The sequence below is a fragment of the Clavibacter sp. A6099 genome (assembly GCF_021919125.1).
GTDB classification, from domain to species: Bacteria; Actinomycetota; Actinomycetes; order Actinomycetales; family Microbacteriaceae; genus Clavibacter; species Clavibacter seminis.
In genome coordinates, this window is sequence record NZ_CP083439.1 from 3,133,378 (window position 1) to 3,149,450 (window position 16,073).

The 16,073-nt window shown below is 75.4% G+C and carries 22 protein-coding genes; 12 read left to right on the forward strand and 10 right to left on the reverse strand.

The genetic code is table 11. The annotated features are described in order from the left end of the window. The first annotated feature begins 77 nt into the window (after positions 1-77). Both KYT88_RS14900 and KYT88_RS14905 read left to right on the forward strand, forming a co-directional pair. Entirely contained in the window at positions 78-461 is a 384-nt protein-coding gene (locus tag KYT88_RS14900) for a biopolymer transporter Tol (protein ID WP_200871133.1), read from the forward strand. Positions 462-508: 47 nt separating this feature from the next. Next, positions 509-1,114, forward strand: coding sequence for a hypothetical protein (locus KYT88_RS14905; protein WP_043583825.1), 606 nt, complete (start codon positions 509-511; stop codon positions 1,112-1,114). A gap of 19 nt (positions 1,115-1,133) precedes the next feature. Here KYT88_RS14905 and KYT88_RS14910 read toward each other — a convergent pair whose 3' ends face one another. Continuing rightward, the gene (locus KYT88_RS14910; protein ID WP_119374162.1) at positions 1,134-1,628 is read right to left on the reverse strand and encodes a hypothetical protein; all 495 of its coding nucleotides are present in this window, start codon (positions 1,626-1,628) and stop codon (positions 1,134-1,136) included. Between the two features lie 83 nt (positions 1,629-1,711). On the opposite strand from KYT88_RS14910, the gene KYT88_RS14915 reads away from it, so the two are divergent. Together KYT88_RS14915 and KYT88_RS14920 are read left to right on the forward strand one after the other, a co-directional pair. Then, entirely contained in the window at positions 1,712-2,449 is a 738-nt protein-coding gene (locus KYT88_RS14915) for a ZIP family metal transporter (protein WP_043583820.1), read from the forward strand. 63 nt (positions 2,450-2,512) lie between these two features. After that, on the forward strand, positions 2,513-3,163 hold the full coding sequence (locus KYT88_RS14920; RefSeq protein WP_043583819.1) for a hypothetical protein: 651 nt from the start codon (positions 2,513-2,515) through the stop codon (positions 3,161-3,163). A 38-nt stretch (positions 3,164-3,201) separates the two neighbouring features. On the opposite strand, the gene KYT88_RS14925 is transcribed toward KYT88_RS14920, so the two are convergent. After that, positions 3,202-3,765 (reverse strand): MarR family winged helix-turn-helix transcriptional regulator, encoded by a 564-nt coding sequence (locus KYT88_RS14925; protein ID WP_051629213.1) that lies wholly within the window; start codon positions 3,763-3,765, stop codon positions 3,202-3,204. A gap of 156 nt (positions 3,766-3,921) precedes the next feature. Between KYT88_RS14925 and KYT88_RS14930 the strand changes: the two genes are divergently transcribed. Both KYT88_RS14930 and KYT88_RS14935 read left to right on the forward strand, forming a co-directional pair. Continuing rightward, positions 3,922-5,733 carry a MinD/ParA family ATP-binding protein gene (locus tag KYT88_RS14930; RefSeq protein ID WP_237583701.1) on the forward strand — a complete coding sequence of 604 codons (1,812 nt, stop codon included), beginning with the start codon at positions 3,922-3,924 and terminating at the stop codon, positions 5,731-5,733. Between the two features lie 80 nt (positions 5,734-5,813). Further along, positions 5,814-7,142 (forward strand): MATE family efflux transporter, encoded by a 1,329-nt coding sequence (locus KYT88_RS14935; protein ID WP_237583702.1) that lies wholly within the window; start codon positions 5,814-5,816, stop codon positions 7,140-7,142. 19 nt (positions 7,143-7,161) lie between these two features. Here the strand turns inward: KYT88_RS14935 and KYT88_RS14940 are convergent, their stop codons facing one another. The 6 genes from KYT88_RS14940 to KYT88_RS14965 all read right to left on the reverse strand — a co-directional run bounded on the left by KYT88_RS14940 (position 7,162) and on the right by KYT88_RS14965 (position 11,230). Next, positions 7,162-8,022, reverse strand: a complete 861-nt coding sequence (locus tag KYT88_RS14940; protein WP_043584176.1) for an aldo/keto reductase — start codon at positions 8,020-8,022, stop codon at positions 7,162-7,164. Positions 8,023-8,072: 50 nt separating this feature from the next. Then, positions 8,073-8,513 carry a hypothetical protein gene (locus KYT88_RS14945; protein ID WP_043583813.1) on the reverse strand — a complete coding sequence of 147 codons (441 nt, stop codon included), beginning with the start codon at positions 8,511-8,513 and terminating at the stop codon, positions 8,073-8,075. A gap of 75 nt (positions 8,514-8,588) precedes the next feature. After that, positions 8,589-9,515 (reverse strand): methyltransferase family protein, encoded by a 927-nt coding sequence (locus KYT88_RS14950; RefSeq protein ID WP_043583811.1) that lies wholly within the window; start codon positions 9,513-9,515, stop codon positions 8,589-8,591. Then, on the reverse strand, positions 9,512-9,802 hold the full coding sequence (locus KYT88_RS14955; RefSeq protein WP_147362379.1) for a hypothetical protein: 291 nt from the start codon (positions 9,800-9,802) through the stop codon (positions 9,512-9,514). Before KYT88_RS14955 ends, KYT88_RS14950 begins: the two co-directional genes overlap by 4 nt. A gap of 152 nt (positions 9,803-9,954) precedes the next feature. Continuing rightward, positions 9,955-10,470 (reverse strand): ASCH domain-containing protein, encoded by a 516-nt coding sequence (locus tag KYT88_RS14960; protein ID WP_043583807.1) that lies wholly within the window; start codon positions 10,468-10,470, stop codon positions 9,955-9,957. A 40-nt stretch (positions 10,471-10,510) separates the two neighbouring features. Further along, positions 10,511-11,230 carry a class I SAM-dependent methyltransferase gene (locus KYT88_RS14965; RefSeq protein WP_043583805.1) on the reverse strand — a complete coding sequence of 240 codons (720 nt, stop codon included), beginning with the start codon at positions 11,228-11,230 and terminating at the stop codon, positions 10,511-10,513. A 38-nt stretch (positions 11,231-11,268) separates the two neighbouring features. Here KYT88_RS14965 and KYT88_RS14970 point away from each other — a divergent pair, with 38 nt between their 5' ends. Together KYT88_RS14970 and KYT88_RS14975 are read left to right on the forward strand one after the other, a co-directional pair. Beyond that, the gene (locus tag KYT88_RS14970) at positions 11,269-11,796 is read left to right on the forward strand and encodes a hypothetical protein (protein WP_043583803.1); all 528 of its coding nucleotides are present in this window, start codon (positions 11,269-11,271) and stop codon (positions 11,794-11,796) included. A 66-nt stretch (positions 11,797-11,862) separates the two neighbouring features. Next, complete coding sequence (locus tag KYT88_RS14975; RefSeq protein WP_043583801.1) at positions 11,863-12,423, forward strand: GNAT family N-acetyltransferase; 561 nt, start codon at positions 11,863-11,865, stop codon at positions 12,421-12,423. Here KYT88_RS14975 and KYT88_RS14980 read toward each other — a convergent pair. Then, on the reverse strand, positions 12,420-12,938 hold the full coding sequence (locus KYT88_RS14980) for a GNAT family N-acetyltransferase (RefSeq protein WP_043583800.1): 519 nt from the start codon (positions 12,936-12,938) through the stop codon (positions 12,420-12,422). The two genes, KYT88_RS14975 and KYT88_RS14980, sit on opposite strands and share 4 nt — an antisense overlap. A gap of 52 nt (positions 12,939-12,990) precedes the next feature. Continuing rightward, on the reverse strand, positions 12,991-13,701 hold the full coding sequence (locus KYT88_RS14985) for an alpha/beta fold hydrolase (RefSeq protein WP_043583798.1): 711 nt from the start codon (positions 13,699-13,701) through the stop codon (positions 12,991-12,993). Positions 13,702-13,861: 160 nt separating this feature from the next. Between KYT88_RS14985 and KYT88_RS14990 the strand changes: the two genes are divergently transcribed. The 4 genes from KYT88_RS14990 (at position 13,862) to nucS (ending at position 16,046) form a co-directional block, all read left to right on the forward strand. After that, the gene (locus tag KYT88_RS14990; protein ID WP_043584173.1) at positions 13,862-14,767 is read left to right on the forward strand and encodes a DMT family transporter; all 906 of its coding nucleotides are present in this window, start codon (positions 13,862-13,864) and stop codon (positions 14,765-14,767) included. A 24-nt stretch (positions 14,768-14,791) separates the two neighbouring features. After that, positions 14,792-15,052: a ribbon-helix-helix protein, CopG family gene (locus tag KYT88_RS14995; RefSeq protein ID WP_043583796.1), complete on the forward strand. Its 261-nt coding sequence runs from the start codon at positions 14,792-14,794 to the stop codon at positions 15,050-15,052. Then, complete coding sequence (locus tag KYT88_RS15000) at positions 15,049-15,288, forward strand: hypothetical protein (RefSeq protein WP_182480725.1); 240 nt, start codon at positions 15,049-15,051, stop codon at positions 15,286-15,288. Before KYT88_RS14995 ends, KYT88_RS15000 begins: the two co-directional genes overlap by 4 nt. Positions 15,289-15,350: 62 nt before the next feature. Continuing rightward, positions 15,351-16,046: an endonuclease NucS gene (nucS, locus tag KYT88_RS15005; RefSeq protein WP_043583795.1), complete on the forward strand. Its 696-nt coding sequence runs from the start codon at positions 15,351-15,353 to the stop codon at positions 16,044-16,046. Positions 16,047-16,073 lie beyond the last annotated feature (27 nt).

The following is a 16,073-nucleotide window of genomic DNA, read 5'->3' on the forward strand; positions in this document are numbered from 1 at the left end:
TGCGCGCCTGTCGCCGTGCGTGGCCGATCGCCGCGGACGGTCGGTCGTGCAGCACGGCCGGGGCTAGCGTCGGGATCATGACCGAGCGCCCGCAGGATCCCGACGCCAACGCGGCCGACCCCACGGTCGCCTCGGACGCCGCGGCAGCCTCGGACGCCGCGATCGAGGCGGAGCGCTGGCTGGTCGTGGACGGGCGGCGGTGGCCCCGCACGGATCCGTCGCTGCCGGCCGAGCTGGTCGACGCGCTGAAGTCGCATCTCGGCCGCGGCCGGTCGGGGGTCCGCACGGCGAAGCGCGCGGGCGACGATGCCGCGATCGCGACGGCCCGGGAGCGGGTCAGCCTCGCGAAGCACGGCCTCGGCGAGCGCGGCCCGCGCTGGTGGGACGAGCCGGAGGATGCGCGCCTCGAGCGGGCGCGGGAGGCGCTGCGCGCTCTGGAGGCGCTCGACGCCTCCGGGTGACCGACCGCCCGGCGCATCCGGGACGGCCTGCGGGCCAGGCTGGACGCATGCAGCTCTACTCCGCGCTCCCCCTCGTCCGCGCCCGGCAGATCGCGGCCGACACCGCGGCGCTCGCGGGCATCGTCGTGTCGGTGCTGGTGGGGATCGCGGTGGCCGCGCTCATCCGCCCGCTCGGCGACCTCGGCCGCAGCATGGAGGAGTCGGGCACGCGGCTCAGCGGATCCATGACCGACGCCGCCACGGCGCTCGGCCGCATCCCGCTCGTGGGCGACGCCGCGCGCGGGCCCTTCGAGGACGCGAGCGGGATCGGATCAGGCCTCGTGCAGGCGGGTCGGGACCAGCAGTCGCTCGTCAGCACCATCGCGCTCGTGCTCGGGCTCCTCGTGGCGCTCGTGCCGATCGCGTTCATCGTGCGGCACTGGCTGCTGCGGCGGATCTCGTTCGTGCGGCGCGCGGCGGCCGCCCGCTCGCTCGCGGCGACTCCCGGCGGCACCGAGCTGCTCGCGCTCCGGGCCCTCTCGTCCCGGAAGTCCGCGGCGCTGCTGAAGGCGCACCCGGATCCGGTCGCCGCCTGGCGCGCGGGCGACCCGCGTGTCGTGCGCCAGCTCGCCGACCTGGCGCTGCGCGACGCGGGGGTGTCTGCGGGGCGGTGATCCGTACGCCCCCGCGCCCCTAGACCGGCAGCGCCACGATGCGGAACGCGACGCTCTCCGGCACCTCCACGGTGACGGTCAGCGGGGTGTCGCGCTGCGGGATCGGCATGGCGGCGCTGTTCGCGGTGGTCGGCGAGCAGCCCGAGCCGTAGACGAAGACGCCGCCCACCAGGATCCGGTACTCGCCGGTCGCGCACGTGACGAAGAACTGCAGGGATCCGACCGCGGCCTCGGGCTGCGGCACCTCGAACGTCGCCGGTCCCGTGCCGCCCTCGTGCAGCGCCGGCTGCACGTCCTCGGCGATGGACGCGCCTGTGCCGGGCGTGGTCACGATGTCGAGCGGGTCGGTCAGACCATCCGCGGCGTCCGCCGAGGGAGAGGCCGACGTCGGCGCGGGGGTGGGACCCGATCCGGCTGATCCCGCGGTGCAGCCCGCGAGCAGCAGCGCGGCGAGCGCCGCCACGGCGATCCCGCCCGGTCGATGGAGGTCCGTGGTCCCCCGTGTGATCCGCATCCGCCCCATCAGATCGGCTCCGGGCGCCTGCCGCAACCGGGTCGACATGACGCGGGCCGCGTGCGAGGAGCATCCTCGGAGGCATGTCGCCTCTCCTCCTGGCCGGGCTCGCCGGCCTGCTCTCCGGGCTGTCGCTCGTCGTCGGATCGCTCGTCGCGTGGTTCGTGAAGGTGCCGCGCGAGGTCGTCGCGCTCGTGATGGCGTTCGGCGCCGGCGTGCTCATCTCGGCGCTGTCCTTCGACCTGGTCGACGAGGCGGCGGGGAGCGGCGGCGTGGTCCCCACGCTCGGCGGGTTCGTCGCGGGCGCGGTCGTGTACGTGGTGCTCGACCAGATCCTCGAGCACGGCGGGTTCCGCCGGAAGCACCACGGGAGGTCGGGCGGCGGAGGCGGCACCGGCGTGGGGATCGCGCTCGGCGCCCTGCTCGACGGCGTGCCCGAGACGGCCGTGCAGGGCCTCAGCCTCACGGGCGGCGGCGCGCTGAGCATCGGCGTGCTCGTCGCGGTCGTGATCTCGAACTTCCCCGAGGGCATGTCGAGCACCGCGGGTCTGAAGCAGAGCGGCCGGAGCGCGCGCTACGTCTTCGGGCTGTGGACCTCCATCGCCGTGGTCTGCGCGCTCTCCGCGCTCGGCGGCTACGCGCTGCTCGGCGGCCTGCCGGAGAGCGGGCAGTCGGTCGTGATGGCGTTCGCGGCCGGGGCGATCCTCGCGATGATCTGCGACACCATGATCCCCGAGGCGTTCCGCAGGGCGCAGGCGCTCACCGGGCTCGTGACGGTGCTCGGGTTCGTGGCGAGCTACGCGGTGCACCAGGCCGGCTGAGGCCGATCGGGACTGTCGCGATCCGTGCTGAGCAGAGCTGAGCTGAGCTGAGAGACTTCCCCGGTGACCGATGCTCCCGGATCCGCGACAGACCGACCGCGCTGGCGTCGATCGTGGATCCTGCCGCTGCTCGCCGCCCCGGTGATCTTCGTCGTGTCCATCCTCATCAGCGGCGCGATGCTGGACGCGGACGGGCGCGTCTGGCACCTGCTCGCGATGATCCCCACCGGCATCGCCCTCCTCGGTCCCGTGGCCGCCATCGTGCTCTCGATCGTCAACGCGCTGTGGGCGAGGAAGCACCCGCGCCGCCCCGGCGTCTTCCGGAGGCTCTCCGACGCGGACGCCGCGAGTCGGGGTCTCACGCGCGAGGAGTACGGCGTCTACAAGGGCGACCTCTTCGTGCTGAACCCGGGGAGGCTGACGGTCACCTCGGCGAGGGGGCTCCTGGCGCTCTCCATCGCGTTGTCGGCGATCTCCGTCTTCGTGCTCGTCATGATCGGGATCCTCATCGCGCAGGATGCCGGCCTCCTGGCGAAGACCCCGGGGGACAGGGTGCTCACTCCGGTCGAGTGGTTCTTCGTGGCCGTGTCCTTCCTCGCCCCGTTCGCCGGGTGGCACCTCTACCGCGTGGAGCGGAAGGCCCAGAGGCTCCGCCTCTCCCGCGGGCTCCCCGAGGACCTCCCCGACGAGGATCGGAGGAGCCGGCCTCGCTGATCGTCCGGACCCGCCGGTGCTGCCCTCAGGCTTCCGCGTCAGGCGTCCGCGGGACGGTCGCGCGGCGACACGTTGAAGCGGTGCAGCAGGCCGGCGAACTGCTCGACCTCATCGGTGTCCCACGCGTGGAGGCGGTTCTGCAGCCGCTCGCGCGTGCCCATCCGCACCTGCGCGAGGCGCTCCTCGGCGAGCGGCGTGAGGGTGAGGATCGTGGAGCGGCGGTCCTCGGGATCCGGCTCGTCCTGCACGTAGCCGGCCTCGCGCAGCACGCGCAGGTGCCGGCTCACCGAGCTCTTGTCCATGAGGAGGCCGGCGGCGACGGCGCCGGCGGACGCGGGCCCGTCGGTGCGGATCCACCGGGCGACGGCGAACGCGCCGGGCTGGAGGCCGGCGTGGAACGCGGCCGCCTCCTCGACGCGCAGGGAGCGGATCTGCATGAGCAGGGCCCCGAGCTCGGTCGCGACGGACGACACCGCGGCCGAGCGGTCGCCGGCGGGCGCGGGCACGTCGGGCACGGGCGCATCGGGCACGGCCCCGCCGTCCGCGGGCGCAGCGTGGACGGGCACGCCGGCGGGGCGGTCGAGGGTCGGCTCCGGGATCACGTGCCGACCCTAACCGACGCCGATCCGGGCATCCGCCGCATGGGGAGACGGCCTCCCCGGCGGGGGCGCGGCCGCGGGGGCGCCAGCGGGATCCGGGTGCCCGACCGCCCCCTGGTAGCCTCGTCCGCGCAGGCGGGGACGATGAAGGCGAGCCACATGACCGACGACACGCAGGACACCGGCCACCGCGACGGCGGGGCGTCCGAGCCTCCCCTCCTCAGCCGCAGGGAGCTGCGTCGCCGCCAGCAGGAGATGGAGCGGAGCTCCGCAGACGCGTCGGGCGACGCGCACCGCTGGGTGGATCCGTTCCCCGCCGTGCCGCGCACCCCCGAGGGCGGCCTGTTCGGGCCCGACCGCGTGCGCCCCGGTGCCGCTCCCGTCGAGGCCGCGGCTCCCGAGGCCGAGTTCCCGGCCGATGACGCCGACGGCGATGCGCACGAGGCCGACGCGTCCGGCGCCGAGCCCGACGAGGAGGTCATCGTCGGCACGCACGCCTTCGACGAGCTGTTCGACGACGCCGAGGACGACGACGTGGATCCCGAGGACCGCGTGCCCGCCGCCGAGGCCCCCTCACCCGCGGACGACGACGCGCGCCCCGCCGCCGCGTCCACCCCCTTCGACGCCGTCGTCTCCCCCGAGGCCGGATCCGCATGGGCGGTCCCGGCGCCGCACGTCGTGAACGCGCACCCCTTCCGCATGCCGCTGCGCCCGAGCGCGGAGTCGTCCGGCCCCGAGCCGGCCGCCGCTGAGCGCACCAGCCCCGCCGAGTCCGAGTCGCCGACCGCGCCCGCCGACGCGCCCGCCGCCGTGCCCGTCGACGACGCGCCGCCCGCGCGCCCGGCCGCCGCCGCGGTGGAGCCCCAGCCGACCCCGGTCGCCTCGCTCCCCGCCGCGCCCGACGACATCGAGGATCCCGCCGACGCCCCGCGGCCCGGCACCGACCTCACGGCCTTCCCCGACGCGGATCCGCAGCGCTACGCCATGCGCACCCCGCGCGCCGACGCCGCCACGAGCGCCCTCACCCTCTTCCCCGAGCAGACGGGCCAGCGCGCACCGCGCGGACCCGCCGTCGCCCGCACGGGCTTCCGCGGCTTCATTAACAGCATCACGGGCGGCGTCTTCAAGATCGGCCCGGGCGCCGAGGAGGCCGCCGCGAACGCGGAGGTCGCCCGACGCCAGGGCGACGAGCGCGTGATCCGGCAGGCCACCTGGTCGCGCGCGGTCAGCGTGCTGGTCGCGAACCGCAAGGGCGGCGTCGGCAAGACGCCCACCTCCCTCATCCTCGGCGGCGTGCTCGGCTCCATCCGCGGCGGATCCGTCGCGGTGGTCGAGGTCACCGACGATCCCGGAGCGCTCGGCTACCGCGCCGAGGGCCAGCCCACCCGGGGGCTCGGCGAGCTCGTGCGCGACCGCGACGAGATCCACAGCGCGGGCCAGCTCGCGGGCTACACGGCGCCGCAGACGAGCTTCGCCTCCGTCGTCGCGTCCGTCGGGCCGCGCCGAGAGCTCACGGGCGACGACGTGATCGGCGTCTCGCGCCTCATCGACGAGTACTACGCGATGCGCGTGATGGACTCCGGCAACCAGCCGTCGTCGTCCGCGTTCCGCGGCGCCATCGAGGTCACCGACGTGCTCGTCGTCCCCGTGCTCAACGCGGGCGACGCCGTGCTCGAGGCCGTCGCGCTGCTCGACTTCCTGCGCGAGCTCGGCGGTCACGCGGCGATGCTCGCGGACAACGCGATCATCATCCGCCTGCACGACGGGCGCCCGGAGGATCCCGCGGTCGTCGCGCGCATCGACCGGATCCTCGACGACGCCCGCCCGGCGCAGATCTTCACGGTGCCGTACGACGCGCACATCGCGGAGCGCGGCCCGATCTCGCTCGCCTCGCTCGACCCCGAGGTCGCGCGCGCCTTCACGGCCGCGACCGCCGGGGTCGTGCAGCGGCTCGCGCACGCGGTCCGCTGACGGGCGCACCCGAAGGCGGATCCGCCGGGCGCGGCCCGCGGATCCGCCGCCCGCTCGACCGCGAGATCCTCGCGCTGGCGGTGCCGGCGCTCGGCGCGCTCGTGGCCGAGCCGCTGTTCCTGCTCACCGACACGGCGCTCGTCGGGCACCTCGGCAGCGCGCCGCTCGCGGGCCTCGGCATCGCGAGCGTGATCCTGCAGACGATCGTCGGCCTCCTCGTCTTCCTCGCCTACGCGACGACGCCCACGGTCGCCCGGCGGCTCGGCGCGGGTGACCGGCCGGGCGCGATCCGCGCGGGGATCGACGGGCTGTGGCTCGCGCTCGCCCTCGGTGCCGTGGTGCTGGTGCTCGGCCTGCTGTTCGCGGGTCCGCTCGTGCGCGCCCTCGCCGACACCGGCGGCGCCGACGCGGACCCCGCCGCGACCGCCGCCGTGGTCGACGCCGGCCGCACCTACCTCGGCATCTCGCTCGCCGGGATCCCCGCGATGCTCCTCGTCATCGCCGCGACCGGCCTCCTCCGCGGCCTGCAGGACACGCGCACCCCGCTCGTCGTCGCCGTCTCCGGCTTCGCGGCGAACGCGGCGCTCAACGCGTTCCTCATCTACGGCCTCGGGTTCGGCATCGCCGGATCCGCGTGGGGCACCGTCATCGCGCAGTGGGGCATGGCGGCGGTGTTCGTCGTGATCGCCGTGCGCGCCGCCCGCGAGACGGGCACGACGCTGCGGCCCGGGATCCGCGGGGTCGCGCGCTCGGCGGCGTCCGGCGGCTGGCTGCTCGTGCGCACGGCCTCGCTCCGGGCGGCGATCCTCGCGACGGTCGCGGTGGGCGCGGGCCTCGGGGTGACCGGGCTCGCGACCCTGCAGATCGCGCTCACGCTCTTCTCGACCGTCGCGTTCGTGCTCGACGCGCTCGCGATCGCCGGCCAGGCGCTCGTCGGCCATGGGCTCGGCGCCGACGACGTGCCGCGCGTGCGCGCCGTGTCCCGTCGGCTCGTGCAGTGGGGCGTGGGCCTCGGCGTGATCCTCGGCCTCGTGCTCGCGGCGCTCTCGCCGCTGCTCGGGCCGGTCTTCACGGGCGACCCGGGGATCCACCGCATGCTCACCGCCGTGACGCTCGTGCTCGCCGTCGGCCTCCCCGTCGCCGGCTACGTCTTCGTGCTCGACGGCGTGCTCATCGGCGCCGGCGACGCCCGCTACCTCGCCCTCGCGGGCCTCGTGAACCTCGCGATCTACGCACCCGCGCTGATCCTCGTGGCCTGGCTCACCGAGACCGGCCGCGTCGCCGGCACCCCCGCCCTCCTCGCGCTGTGGGCCGCCTTCGGCCTCGTCTACATCGGCGCGCGGGCGCTCACGCTGGGGCTCCGTGCGCGCGGCGACCGGTGGATCGTGACGGGGGTCGCGCGCGCCTGACGCGGCGGCGTCTCGCGCCTCAGTACATCGCGAGCGGACCCGCGCCCGCGGGTGCGGGGAACGCGCGGTCGAGCTCGGCGAGCGTCTCGTCGGGGATCACGAGGTCGAGCGCCGCGCGGTTCTCGGCGACGTGCGCGGCGGTCGCTGCCTTGGCGGTCGCGAAGACCTGCGGCGCCTGGCGGAGGACCCAGGCGAGCGCGAGCTGGCCCGCGCTCACGCCGAGCGGCTGGGCGAGGGCGGCGAGGGTCGGATCCGTCGCGAGGCGTCCCTGGTCGAGCGGCGAGTACGCCATGACGGGCATGCGGCGCGAGCTCGCCCACGGGATCACGTCGGCCTCGGGCCCGCGCTGGGCGAGGTTGTAGAGCACCTGGTCGGTCTGCACGGCGTCGCCGCCGGGGATCGCGGCCAGCTCGTCGAGGGCGCGGGCGTCGAGGTTGCTGACGCCCCACGCGCGGATCAGACCCTCCTCCACGAGCTCCTGCATCGCGGCGACCGTGTCGGCGAGCGGGTGGGATCCGCGCCAGTGCAGCAGGTAGAGGTCGAGCCGGTCGGTGCCGAGGCGGCGGAGGCTGCGGCGGGCGGCCTCGCCCGTGCCGCGGCGGGACGCGTTCGACGGGAGCACCTTGCTGATGAGGAAGACCTCGTCGCGGCGGCCGGCGATGGCCTCGCCGACGAGCTCCTCGGATCGCCCGCTGCCGTACATCTCGGCGGTGTCGATCGCGGTGAGGCCCGCGTCGAGGCCGGCGCGCAGGGCGTCGAGCTCGGTCGCGCGGGCGGCGGGCTCGTCGCCCATGTTCCAGGTGCCCTGCGCGAGGGCGACCGCGCTGCGTCCGTCGGGGAAGGTGGTCGTGGGGATCTCGGTGTCAGCCATCGCGTCCATCATCCGCCTCGGGACGCGTGCGCGGGCGGTCCGGGCGGCGCGGCGGGCGCTCAACCGCAGTCGGTCGCGTGCCGCATCTCGAACCGCGGCAGGTCTTCTCCGAACCCCTCCGCCTCGAGGCGCGCGGTCGCCTCGTCGAGGACCGCGGCACCCCGCGCATCGGCCTCCACGCGCAGCAGGTCCTCGGGCGACGGATCCGACTCGCGGACCCGCAGGGCGCTCTCGAGACCGGCCTCGGACGCCGCGATGCCGTCCACCCCGGGATCCACTTCGAGGAGCGCTTCCTCGAACCGCTCGATGGGGCCGTCCCGCTGGTCGAACCCGTCGATGACGCCCAGGCTCCAGCTTGTCGCGCACTCCGCACCGTCGGAGCGGGTCCATGTCTCCTCGCGCACCGTCTGCGAGCCGTTCACGATGCGGGCGACGGAGGCGCACCCGGCGAGGAGTCCGACCATGACGACCGCAGCGAGGAGGAGTCGGAGGCAGCGCATGCCCCGACGCTACGGAAACGCAGAGCCCCGGACGTCGGCCGGCCGGATCACACGCGTACGCCGCGAGTCGCCACCTCAGCGCACCCGTGGCGTCGCCGCGACGCCCGGGAAGGTCGGCACCCAGCAGCGCACGGCAGCGCGGTAGCGGCGGAACGGATCCCCGAAGCGGGCCTCGAGGTCCGCCTCCTCGCCCGGCCGCACGACGTGGTTCCAGAGCGACGAGCCGATGACGGCGTAGGCGACCACGAGCCAGGATCCGAGCATCAGCCCGACCGCCGCCGCCTGCGTCACGCCCGCGAGCGCCATGGGGTTGCGGACGAAGCGGTATGGGCCCGCGATCACGAGTCGCGTGGCGGTCGCGGCCGGGAGCGGGGTGCCGCCGCCGCGGGTCGACATGGCGGCGGCCGACCAGATCCCGAGCGCGCTCGCGAGCACCAGCACGGCGACCCCGACGGGCAGCGACCACGACGGCAGCGGCACGGCCACGCGCCAGCGCAGCTCCAGCCACCGGATCCCGAGCGGCGCGACCGCGAGGAAGGAGCCCCAGAAGACGACGATCTGCAGGGCCGTCGCGAGCACGTGCCGCGAGGTGGCCGCGCTCGCGTCGGCCGGGCGCGCGGCGAACGGGCCGATGAGCGCCCAGCGGGTCGGCAGCCGGCCGACGAGCACCAGGGCGCAGGCGACGAGGGACCCGAGCGCGGCGACCGCCATGACGATGACGCCTATCCCGGCCTCGGTCGTCACGGTCGCGTACGCGGCGAGCGCGACGGCGACCAGGAGCGTCCAGGAGGCGGCCACCACGGCCGCCCATCGGATCCCGGCCGCGGCGAGCGCCGACCCCACGACGAACAGCGGGACGTCGAGCAGGGCGACGGGCAGCGGATCCAGCGACCCGAGCGTCGCGACCCGCACCGCCGGGAAGAGCGGGACGGCGATCCACCACGCGGCCCCGCCGAGCGCCTGCGCGGCGAACCAGAGGCGCGCCCAGGTGCGCGCGGTCACCCGGTCACCGTGATCGGCACCTGGTAGGCCGCGCACGAGCCCTCGCCGTCGTCGCAGTCGTCGATGGCGCTGCCCCGCACCGAGATCGACGCCGGGCCGGGCGCGATGTCCCCTGGCACGACGACGTCGCGGCGGAAGGCGCCGTCCGCGCCCACCTCGAACCCCTCGCCGCGCACGGACGCGGCCCCGCCGCCAGGGAGGGGCGCGTCGCTCTTCACCGCGATGGTGTGCGTGCGACCGGATCCGTAGCCCAGGTCGCAGTCGACGGCCGGGCTCGAGACGGTCACGGTGCCGCCGGGGGCGACATTCGCGGGCGATGCGCTGAGCGGCGCGGGCAGGCAGCGGTCCGACCGGAGCGCACCGCAACCCGAGAGTCCGCCGGCCAGCAGGACCGCCGCGGTCGCGCCCGCTGCGAGCGCCGCCGCCCTCCGCAACCGCGTCACCGTGGGTCCGCGTGCTCCGGCGGCCACACCACGGAGAAGCGCTCGAAGACGATCTCGTCGTCCTCCGACCAGACGGCGCCGCGGGCCGCGCTGACGCGCTCCCAGTAGATCCGGTGCTGCGTGCGCCAGCTCTCGAGCGAGAGGTCGTCCTCGCCCTCGTCGTGCGCGAAGGCGGCGTCGGCGCTCGGGAACGGGCCGACGCGGAGCTCGGTGCTGCGGATCACGATGCGCGGCTCCCCGGTGCTGTCGCAGGCGATCCAGTGGGACCCGATCCGCGGCACCTCGTCGCCGCGCGCGAGGAAGTCGGCGACCAGCTCGGCGGTGGCCCGCTTCCGGCCGGATAGCACGATCCCGAGCAGCTCGTCGGCGAGTCGGGCGTGGTCGCCGAAGTGCTCGACCGTGTGCTCGCGCCCGGCCGCGGCGGCCTGCGGATGCGCCTCGGCGTACGCATCCCACATCTCGGCGGCCGCGGCCAAATCGGCTGGGGAGACGGGCGCGGTCGCATCGCTCATGGATCCGATGCTCCCACGCGTGGGGTGCCCGCCCGCGGCGTCAGACCGCCCGCGCCACGAACACCATCACGCGCGACGACTCCGTGAGCGGGCCGCGCGCGAAGTCGCCGTGCACCGCGTCCACGTCGAAGCCGGCGCCCTCCAGCTGCGCCGTGAGCGTCGCGCGGTCACGGAACGCGAACTCCTGCACGTCGGTGACCAGCTCGCCCGTCGCGGCGAACCGGCTGCGGAAGGCGACCGTCACGCGGCCGGGCCCGGTCTCCTCGACCTCGGCCCATTCCTCCAGCGGTCCGTGCGCGGTGGCGCGGGTCGCGGCCGGCCCAGCCCACCTCTCCCACGCGCGGTCGGCCGGTTCCCGGCTCTCGAAGGTGAGCGTGCCGCCCGCGCGGATGGCGCCGCGGAGGTCGGCGAGGGTCCGGATCCAGTCGGCGTCGGGGATGTGCTGCACCACGTTGCCGGTGAGGAACGCGAGGTCGAACGGGCCCGGCGGGATCGCGCGGCTGTCGCCGTGTATCCACTCGACCGCGTCGCCGCCGGGCCGGTGCCGCGCGACGTCGAGCATCGCGGCGGACGGATCCACGCCCACGACCCGGCGCCCGGGCGTCGCGAGCGAGACGGTGAGCATGCCCGTGCCGCAGCCGAGGTCGAGCACGGAACGCGCCCCGACCTCCTCGGCGAGCGCCCGGTCGAAGTCGTGGTCGGGTCCGTCGGGGTTGTCGCCGTCGTAGAGCGCGACGATGCGGGGATCGAGGTCGGGCATGCCCCGACGCTATCGGCCGCCCGGCCTACCCTGATCCCGTGACCGACCCGGAACAGCAGCCCGCCCGCGACCGCCGCCGCCCCGACGCCGAGCAGCGATCCGAGGCCCTCAAGGAGCGGATCTACGTCACGTTCACCGCGCTCGCGGTGACCATCGCGACCGAGCGGGAGGCCGAGCACGCGACCGTCGGCGGAGCCGCGCTCACCCTGCTGCTCACGGTCGTCGGCACGCTGCTCGCGGTGTCGGTCGCCGAGTGCATCGCGCAGATGGTGCGCGACGGCGAGGTGCCGGACCGGCGCGACGTCGGCCACATCCTCTACGTCGCCGCGAGCTCGCTGGGCGCCCTGCCCGCGCCGATGGCGATCCTCGGCCTGGCGGCGCTCGGCGTGCTCGACCTCGCGACGGCCCTGCGGATCATCGCGATCGTGCTCGTGGCGACGCTGGTGGTCGTGACGCTCGTCGCCGTCCGGCGCCTGCGGGTGGCGTTCGGCGTCAAGCTGCTGGTGCTCGCGGGGGTCGCGGTGCTCGGCGTGGCGGTGCTCGTGGTGGAGCTCGCCATCCACTGATCCGCCGGGTATCCGCTCGCCGAGGCCCGCCGCCGACCCGGCGCACCCGCCACGTAGCGTGAGGGCATGACCGCCTCCCCGCTGCCCGCGCTCCTCGAGACCGCTCGCCTCCGGATGCGGCCGCTGGGCCCGGCGGACGTCGACGTCGTGCACCGCCTCTGGGCCGAGCGCGATCCCCGCCACCCCGCGAGCCGGCGCCTCGACGACGAGGGCCGCCCGTCGCGGGACGAGGTGCGCGACCGCCTCACGGTGCAGGCGGAGGAGTCGCTCCGGACGGGGATCGGTCTGCTCGCGATCGAGCGTCGGGACGAGCCGGGAGCGATCGGCTACTGCGGCCTCGTCGTCGGAAGCGCCTCCGTGGACGAGCCCGAGATGGCGTTCGAGCTGCTCCGCGACGTCCACGGCTCGGGGCTCGCGACGGAGGCGGCGCGCGCCGTGGTCGACGCCGCCCGGGAGTCGGGCCGCGCACGGCTCTGGTCGACCGTGCGCCGGTGGAACACCGCGTCCTTCCGCGTGCTGGGGAAAGCGGGCTTCACGGAGAGCGGGCGCGTCACGCCGGATCCCGAGGACGGCGACACGGTGTGGATGACGTGCGATCTCCTGATCCCGACCGCCGCCGGCGCCTAGCCCGCCCGCAGCTCCCAGCGCACCTCGCCGTCGACGCGCTCGTCCGTGGGCGCGAGCCCGAGCCGCCGGGCGACCGCCTCGGACGCCGAGTGATCCGGGTGGATGTGCGCGCGCACGATCCCGACGCCGTCCTCCCGGAGCCATGCGACCATCGCCGCCGCGCACTCGGCCGCGGCGCCCGATCCCTGCGCCGCGGTGCCGACGAGCCACGCGACCTCCGCCACCCGCACGGGCGCCTCGCCGGTCACGGTCGCCTGCACGAACCCGGCCGCCCGTCCCGACCCGCGGTCGCGCAGGATCCAGACGAGCCACCGCGCGGATCCGTCCGGCGAGCGCCCCGCGGCCTGCCGCGCGAACCTCACCTCGAGCGCGGCGGGCGACGGCGGCTCGCCCCCGGTGAAGCGGTACAGCGCCGGATCCGCCAGCACCCCGACCATCTCCCGCGCGTGCGCGACCACCAGCGGCTCGAGCGCGAACCGCGCCGTGGCGAGCACGGGGGCCGGCGTCGTCGTCATCGCCCGAGCCTCCCACGCGGGGGCCGCGCGCGCCCTGCCGAGCGGGACCGGATCAGCCGAACGCCTCCGGCAGCGCCGCCGTGAAGGCGTCCAAGTGGCTGTACCAGACGGAGTGCGCGGCGCCCGGGATCCCCCGCACGTCGACGCCCGACGCGGCGAGGCGCGCGGCCTCCTCCGCGCTCACGAAGCGGCTCGGGTCGGCGCGCACGACGATGGATCCGGGCTCCGGCGCCCACGCGTACGTCGGCACCGCGGCGAGCGCCGCCGCCGTGGCGGGATCGAAGCGCGCGGCGGCGCGGCCCTCCGCCTCCCGGTCGCGGTCGGAGTACTCGGGTCGCGAGATCCGCAGCGCCTCCGCCGTCCGGCCCCGGCGGTCGCGCTCGTAGGCGTCGCGGATCTCGACGGGGTCGCCGCCACCGGCCGGCGCGAGCGGGGCGTCCACGTAGACGACGACCTCGGGGCGGCGCTCCGGGAACGCCTCCCCGAGCACGATCCCGCCGAACGAGTGCCCGACGGCGAGGGCCGGGCGCTCCACGCCCGCGTCCGCGACGGCGCGCGTCACCGCCTCCGCCGCCCGCGTGACCGTCAGCGCCGGATCCCGGTCGGAGAGCCCGTGGCCGGGCAGGTCCACGGCGAGCACCCGGTACCCGCGCGCGACGAGGAGGGGCGCGACCCGCCACCAGCTCTCCGCGGATCCCATCAGCCCGTGGAGCAGGACGGCCGCGCGGGGCCCGGTGCCGGTCTCGTCGATGTGCAGGCGCATCCGGCCATGCAAGCACGGCCGACCGCTGCCCGCCGGCGCACCCCGTCGATACGCTGACGACGTGACACCCCGCGGCGCCCCGACGCCCTCCGCATCCGCCGCCCCCGCCGCGCCGCTCGCGCTCCCCGGCGGCCGCCGCATCGCCGTGCAGTTCGCCGCGATGGGCACGGTCTGGGGCGCGAGCTTCCTCTTCATGAAGGTCGCGCTCGAGGGCGTCTCGTTCGGCCAGGTGTCGTGGACGCGGCTGGTGCTCGGCGCGATCGCGCTCGGCCTCATCGTCGCCGCGCGCCGCCTCCCGCTGCCGAAGGAGCGCGTCGTCTGGCTGCACTTCGCGGTGGTCGGCGTCGTCGGATCCGCCATCCCGTACTCGCTGTTCGCGTGGGCCGAGCAGCACGTCACTTCGGGCGTCGCGAGCATCTACAACGCGACGACGCCGATCATGACGGCCCTCCTCGCGACCCTCGCGTTCCGCGTCGAGAGGCTGGGCCGCCGCCAGCTCGCGGGCATCGCGCTCGGCATCGTGGGCGTCGTCGTGATCATCGGACCGTGGCGCCTCACCCCGTCCGCCGAGGCCGCCGCGTCCGGCCAGCCACTGCTCGAGCTCGCCGGCCAGCTCGCCTGCCTCGGCGCCGCCCTCTGCTACGGGATCACCTTCGGCTACCTCCGCCGGTTCCTCACGCACCGCGGCATCCCCGGCGTCGTCACCGCGTTCATGCAGATCGGCATGGGCGCCGCCGCGATGATCCTCGCCACCCCGTTCCTCGCGACGGGACCGGTGTCGCTCGACCTGCCCGTCGTCCTCAGCCTCGTGGTGCTCGGCGTCGTCGGCACGGGCCTCGCCTACCTCTGGAACATGAACGTGCTGCTCGCCTGGGGCCCCACCGCCACCTCGACCGTCACGTACATCACGCCCGTGGTCGGCGTCGCGCTCGGGATCCTCGTGCTCGGCGAGACCCTGCACTGGAACGAGCCCGCTGGTGCCGTCCTCGTGCTCCTCGGCGTGCTCCTCTCGCAGGGCCGCCGCCGCGCCGCACGCGGATCCGCGACGCCGACCGTGGCCCGGTGACGACTTCCGTATTACGATGAGCGCATGGCGCGCATCATCAACGGCAGGGAAGTCGACGAGTCGCAGGTCGACGAGTGGGTCGACGAAGCGGAAGCGGGATACGACGTCGGCGCGCTCCGCGCCCGCTGGGGCCGCGCTCCCCGGGGGGAGTCCGCCGCGAAGGTCATCCCCGTGCGCCTCACGGAGGCGGAGCTCGAGGCCGTGATGGCGCGCGCCGAGCGCGAAGGGCTGAACCGCTCCGAGGCCATCCGCGCGGCGCTCGACGCCTGGTCGCACGCCGCGTGATCGTCCGTCCGTCCGCGCGCAAGCACGGTGTCGCGGACGAGGACGCCGTCACCGCGGCATCGACTCCGCTGGTCTCGGGTCCCCTCGACGACGAGGAACCGCAGCGTCAGCTCCGCGTGGGATTCGACACCGCGGCGCGTCTCCTCGAGATCGTCGTGCTCGTGTGGGACGACGGGACCGAGGAGGTCATCCACGCCATGAGGTGCCGGCCGCAGTACCTCGAGCTCCTGGGCTGAGACGCACCCGAACCGCGCCCGCCGCGACGCGCACCCCTCCGACGCCCGGATAGGCTCGCCGGGTGCGTCTCGTCATCGCCCGCTGCTCCGTCGACTACGCCGGCCGCCTCAGCGCGCATCTCCCCCTCGCCACCCGCCTCCTCATGGTCAAGGCCGACGGGAGCCTCCTCGTCCACTCGGACGGCGGCTCCTACAAGCCGCTCAACTGGATGAGCCCGCCCTGCACGATCGTCGAGGTCGAGCCCGACGACGACCAGGCGCTCGCGGGCGTCCGCGAGATCTGGCGCGTCGTGCAGCCGAAGACGGCCGACATGCTCGTCGTCTCCATCCACGAGGTGCTGCACGACTCCGCGCACGACCTCGGCGTCGACCCGGGCCTCGTGAAGGACGGCGTGGAGGCGCACCTGCAGAAGCTGCTGGCCGAGCAGATCCACCTGCTGGGCGACGGCCACGAGCTCGTGCGTCGCGAGTACATGACCGCCATCGGGCCGGTCGACATCCTCGCGCGCGACGCGAGCGGCAAGTCGGTCGCCGTCGAGCTCAAGCGCCGCGGCGACATCGACGGCGTCGAGCAGCTCACCCGCTACCTCGAGCTGATGAACCGGGATCCGCACCTCGCGCCGGTCACGGGCGTCTACGCCGCGCAGGAGATCAAGCCGCAGGCCCGCACGCTCGCCGAGGACCGCGGCATCCGCTGCCTCCTCCTCGACTACGACGCCATGCGCGGGATGGACGACGGGCACTCCCGCCTGTTCTGATCCGCCCGCCGGGATCGTCCTGGCGAG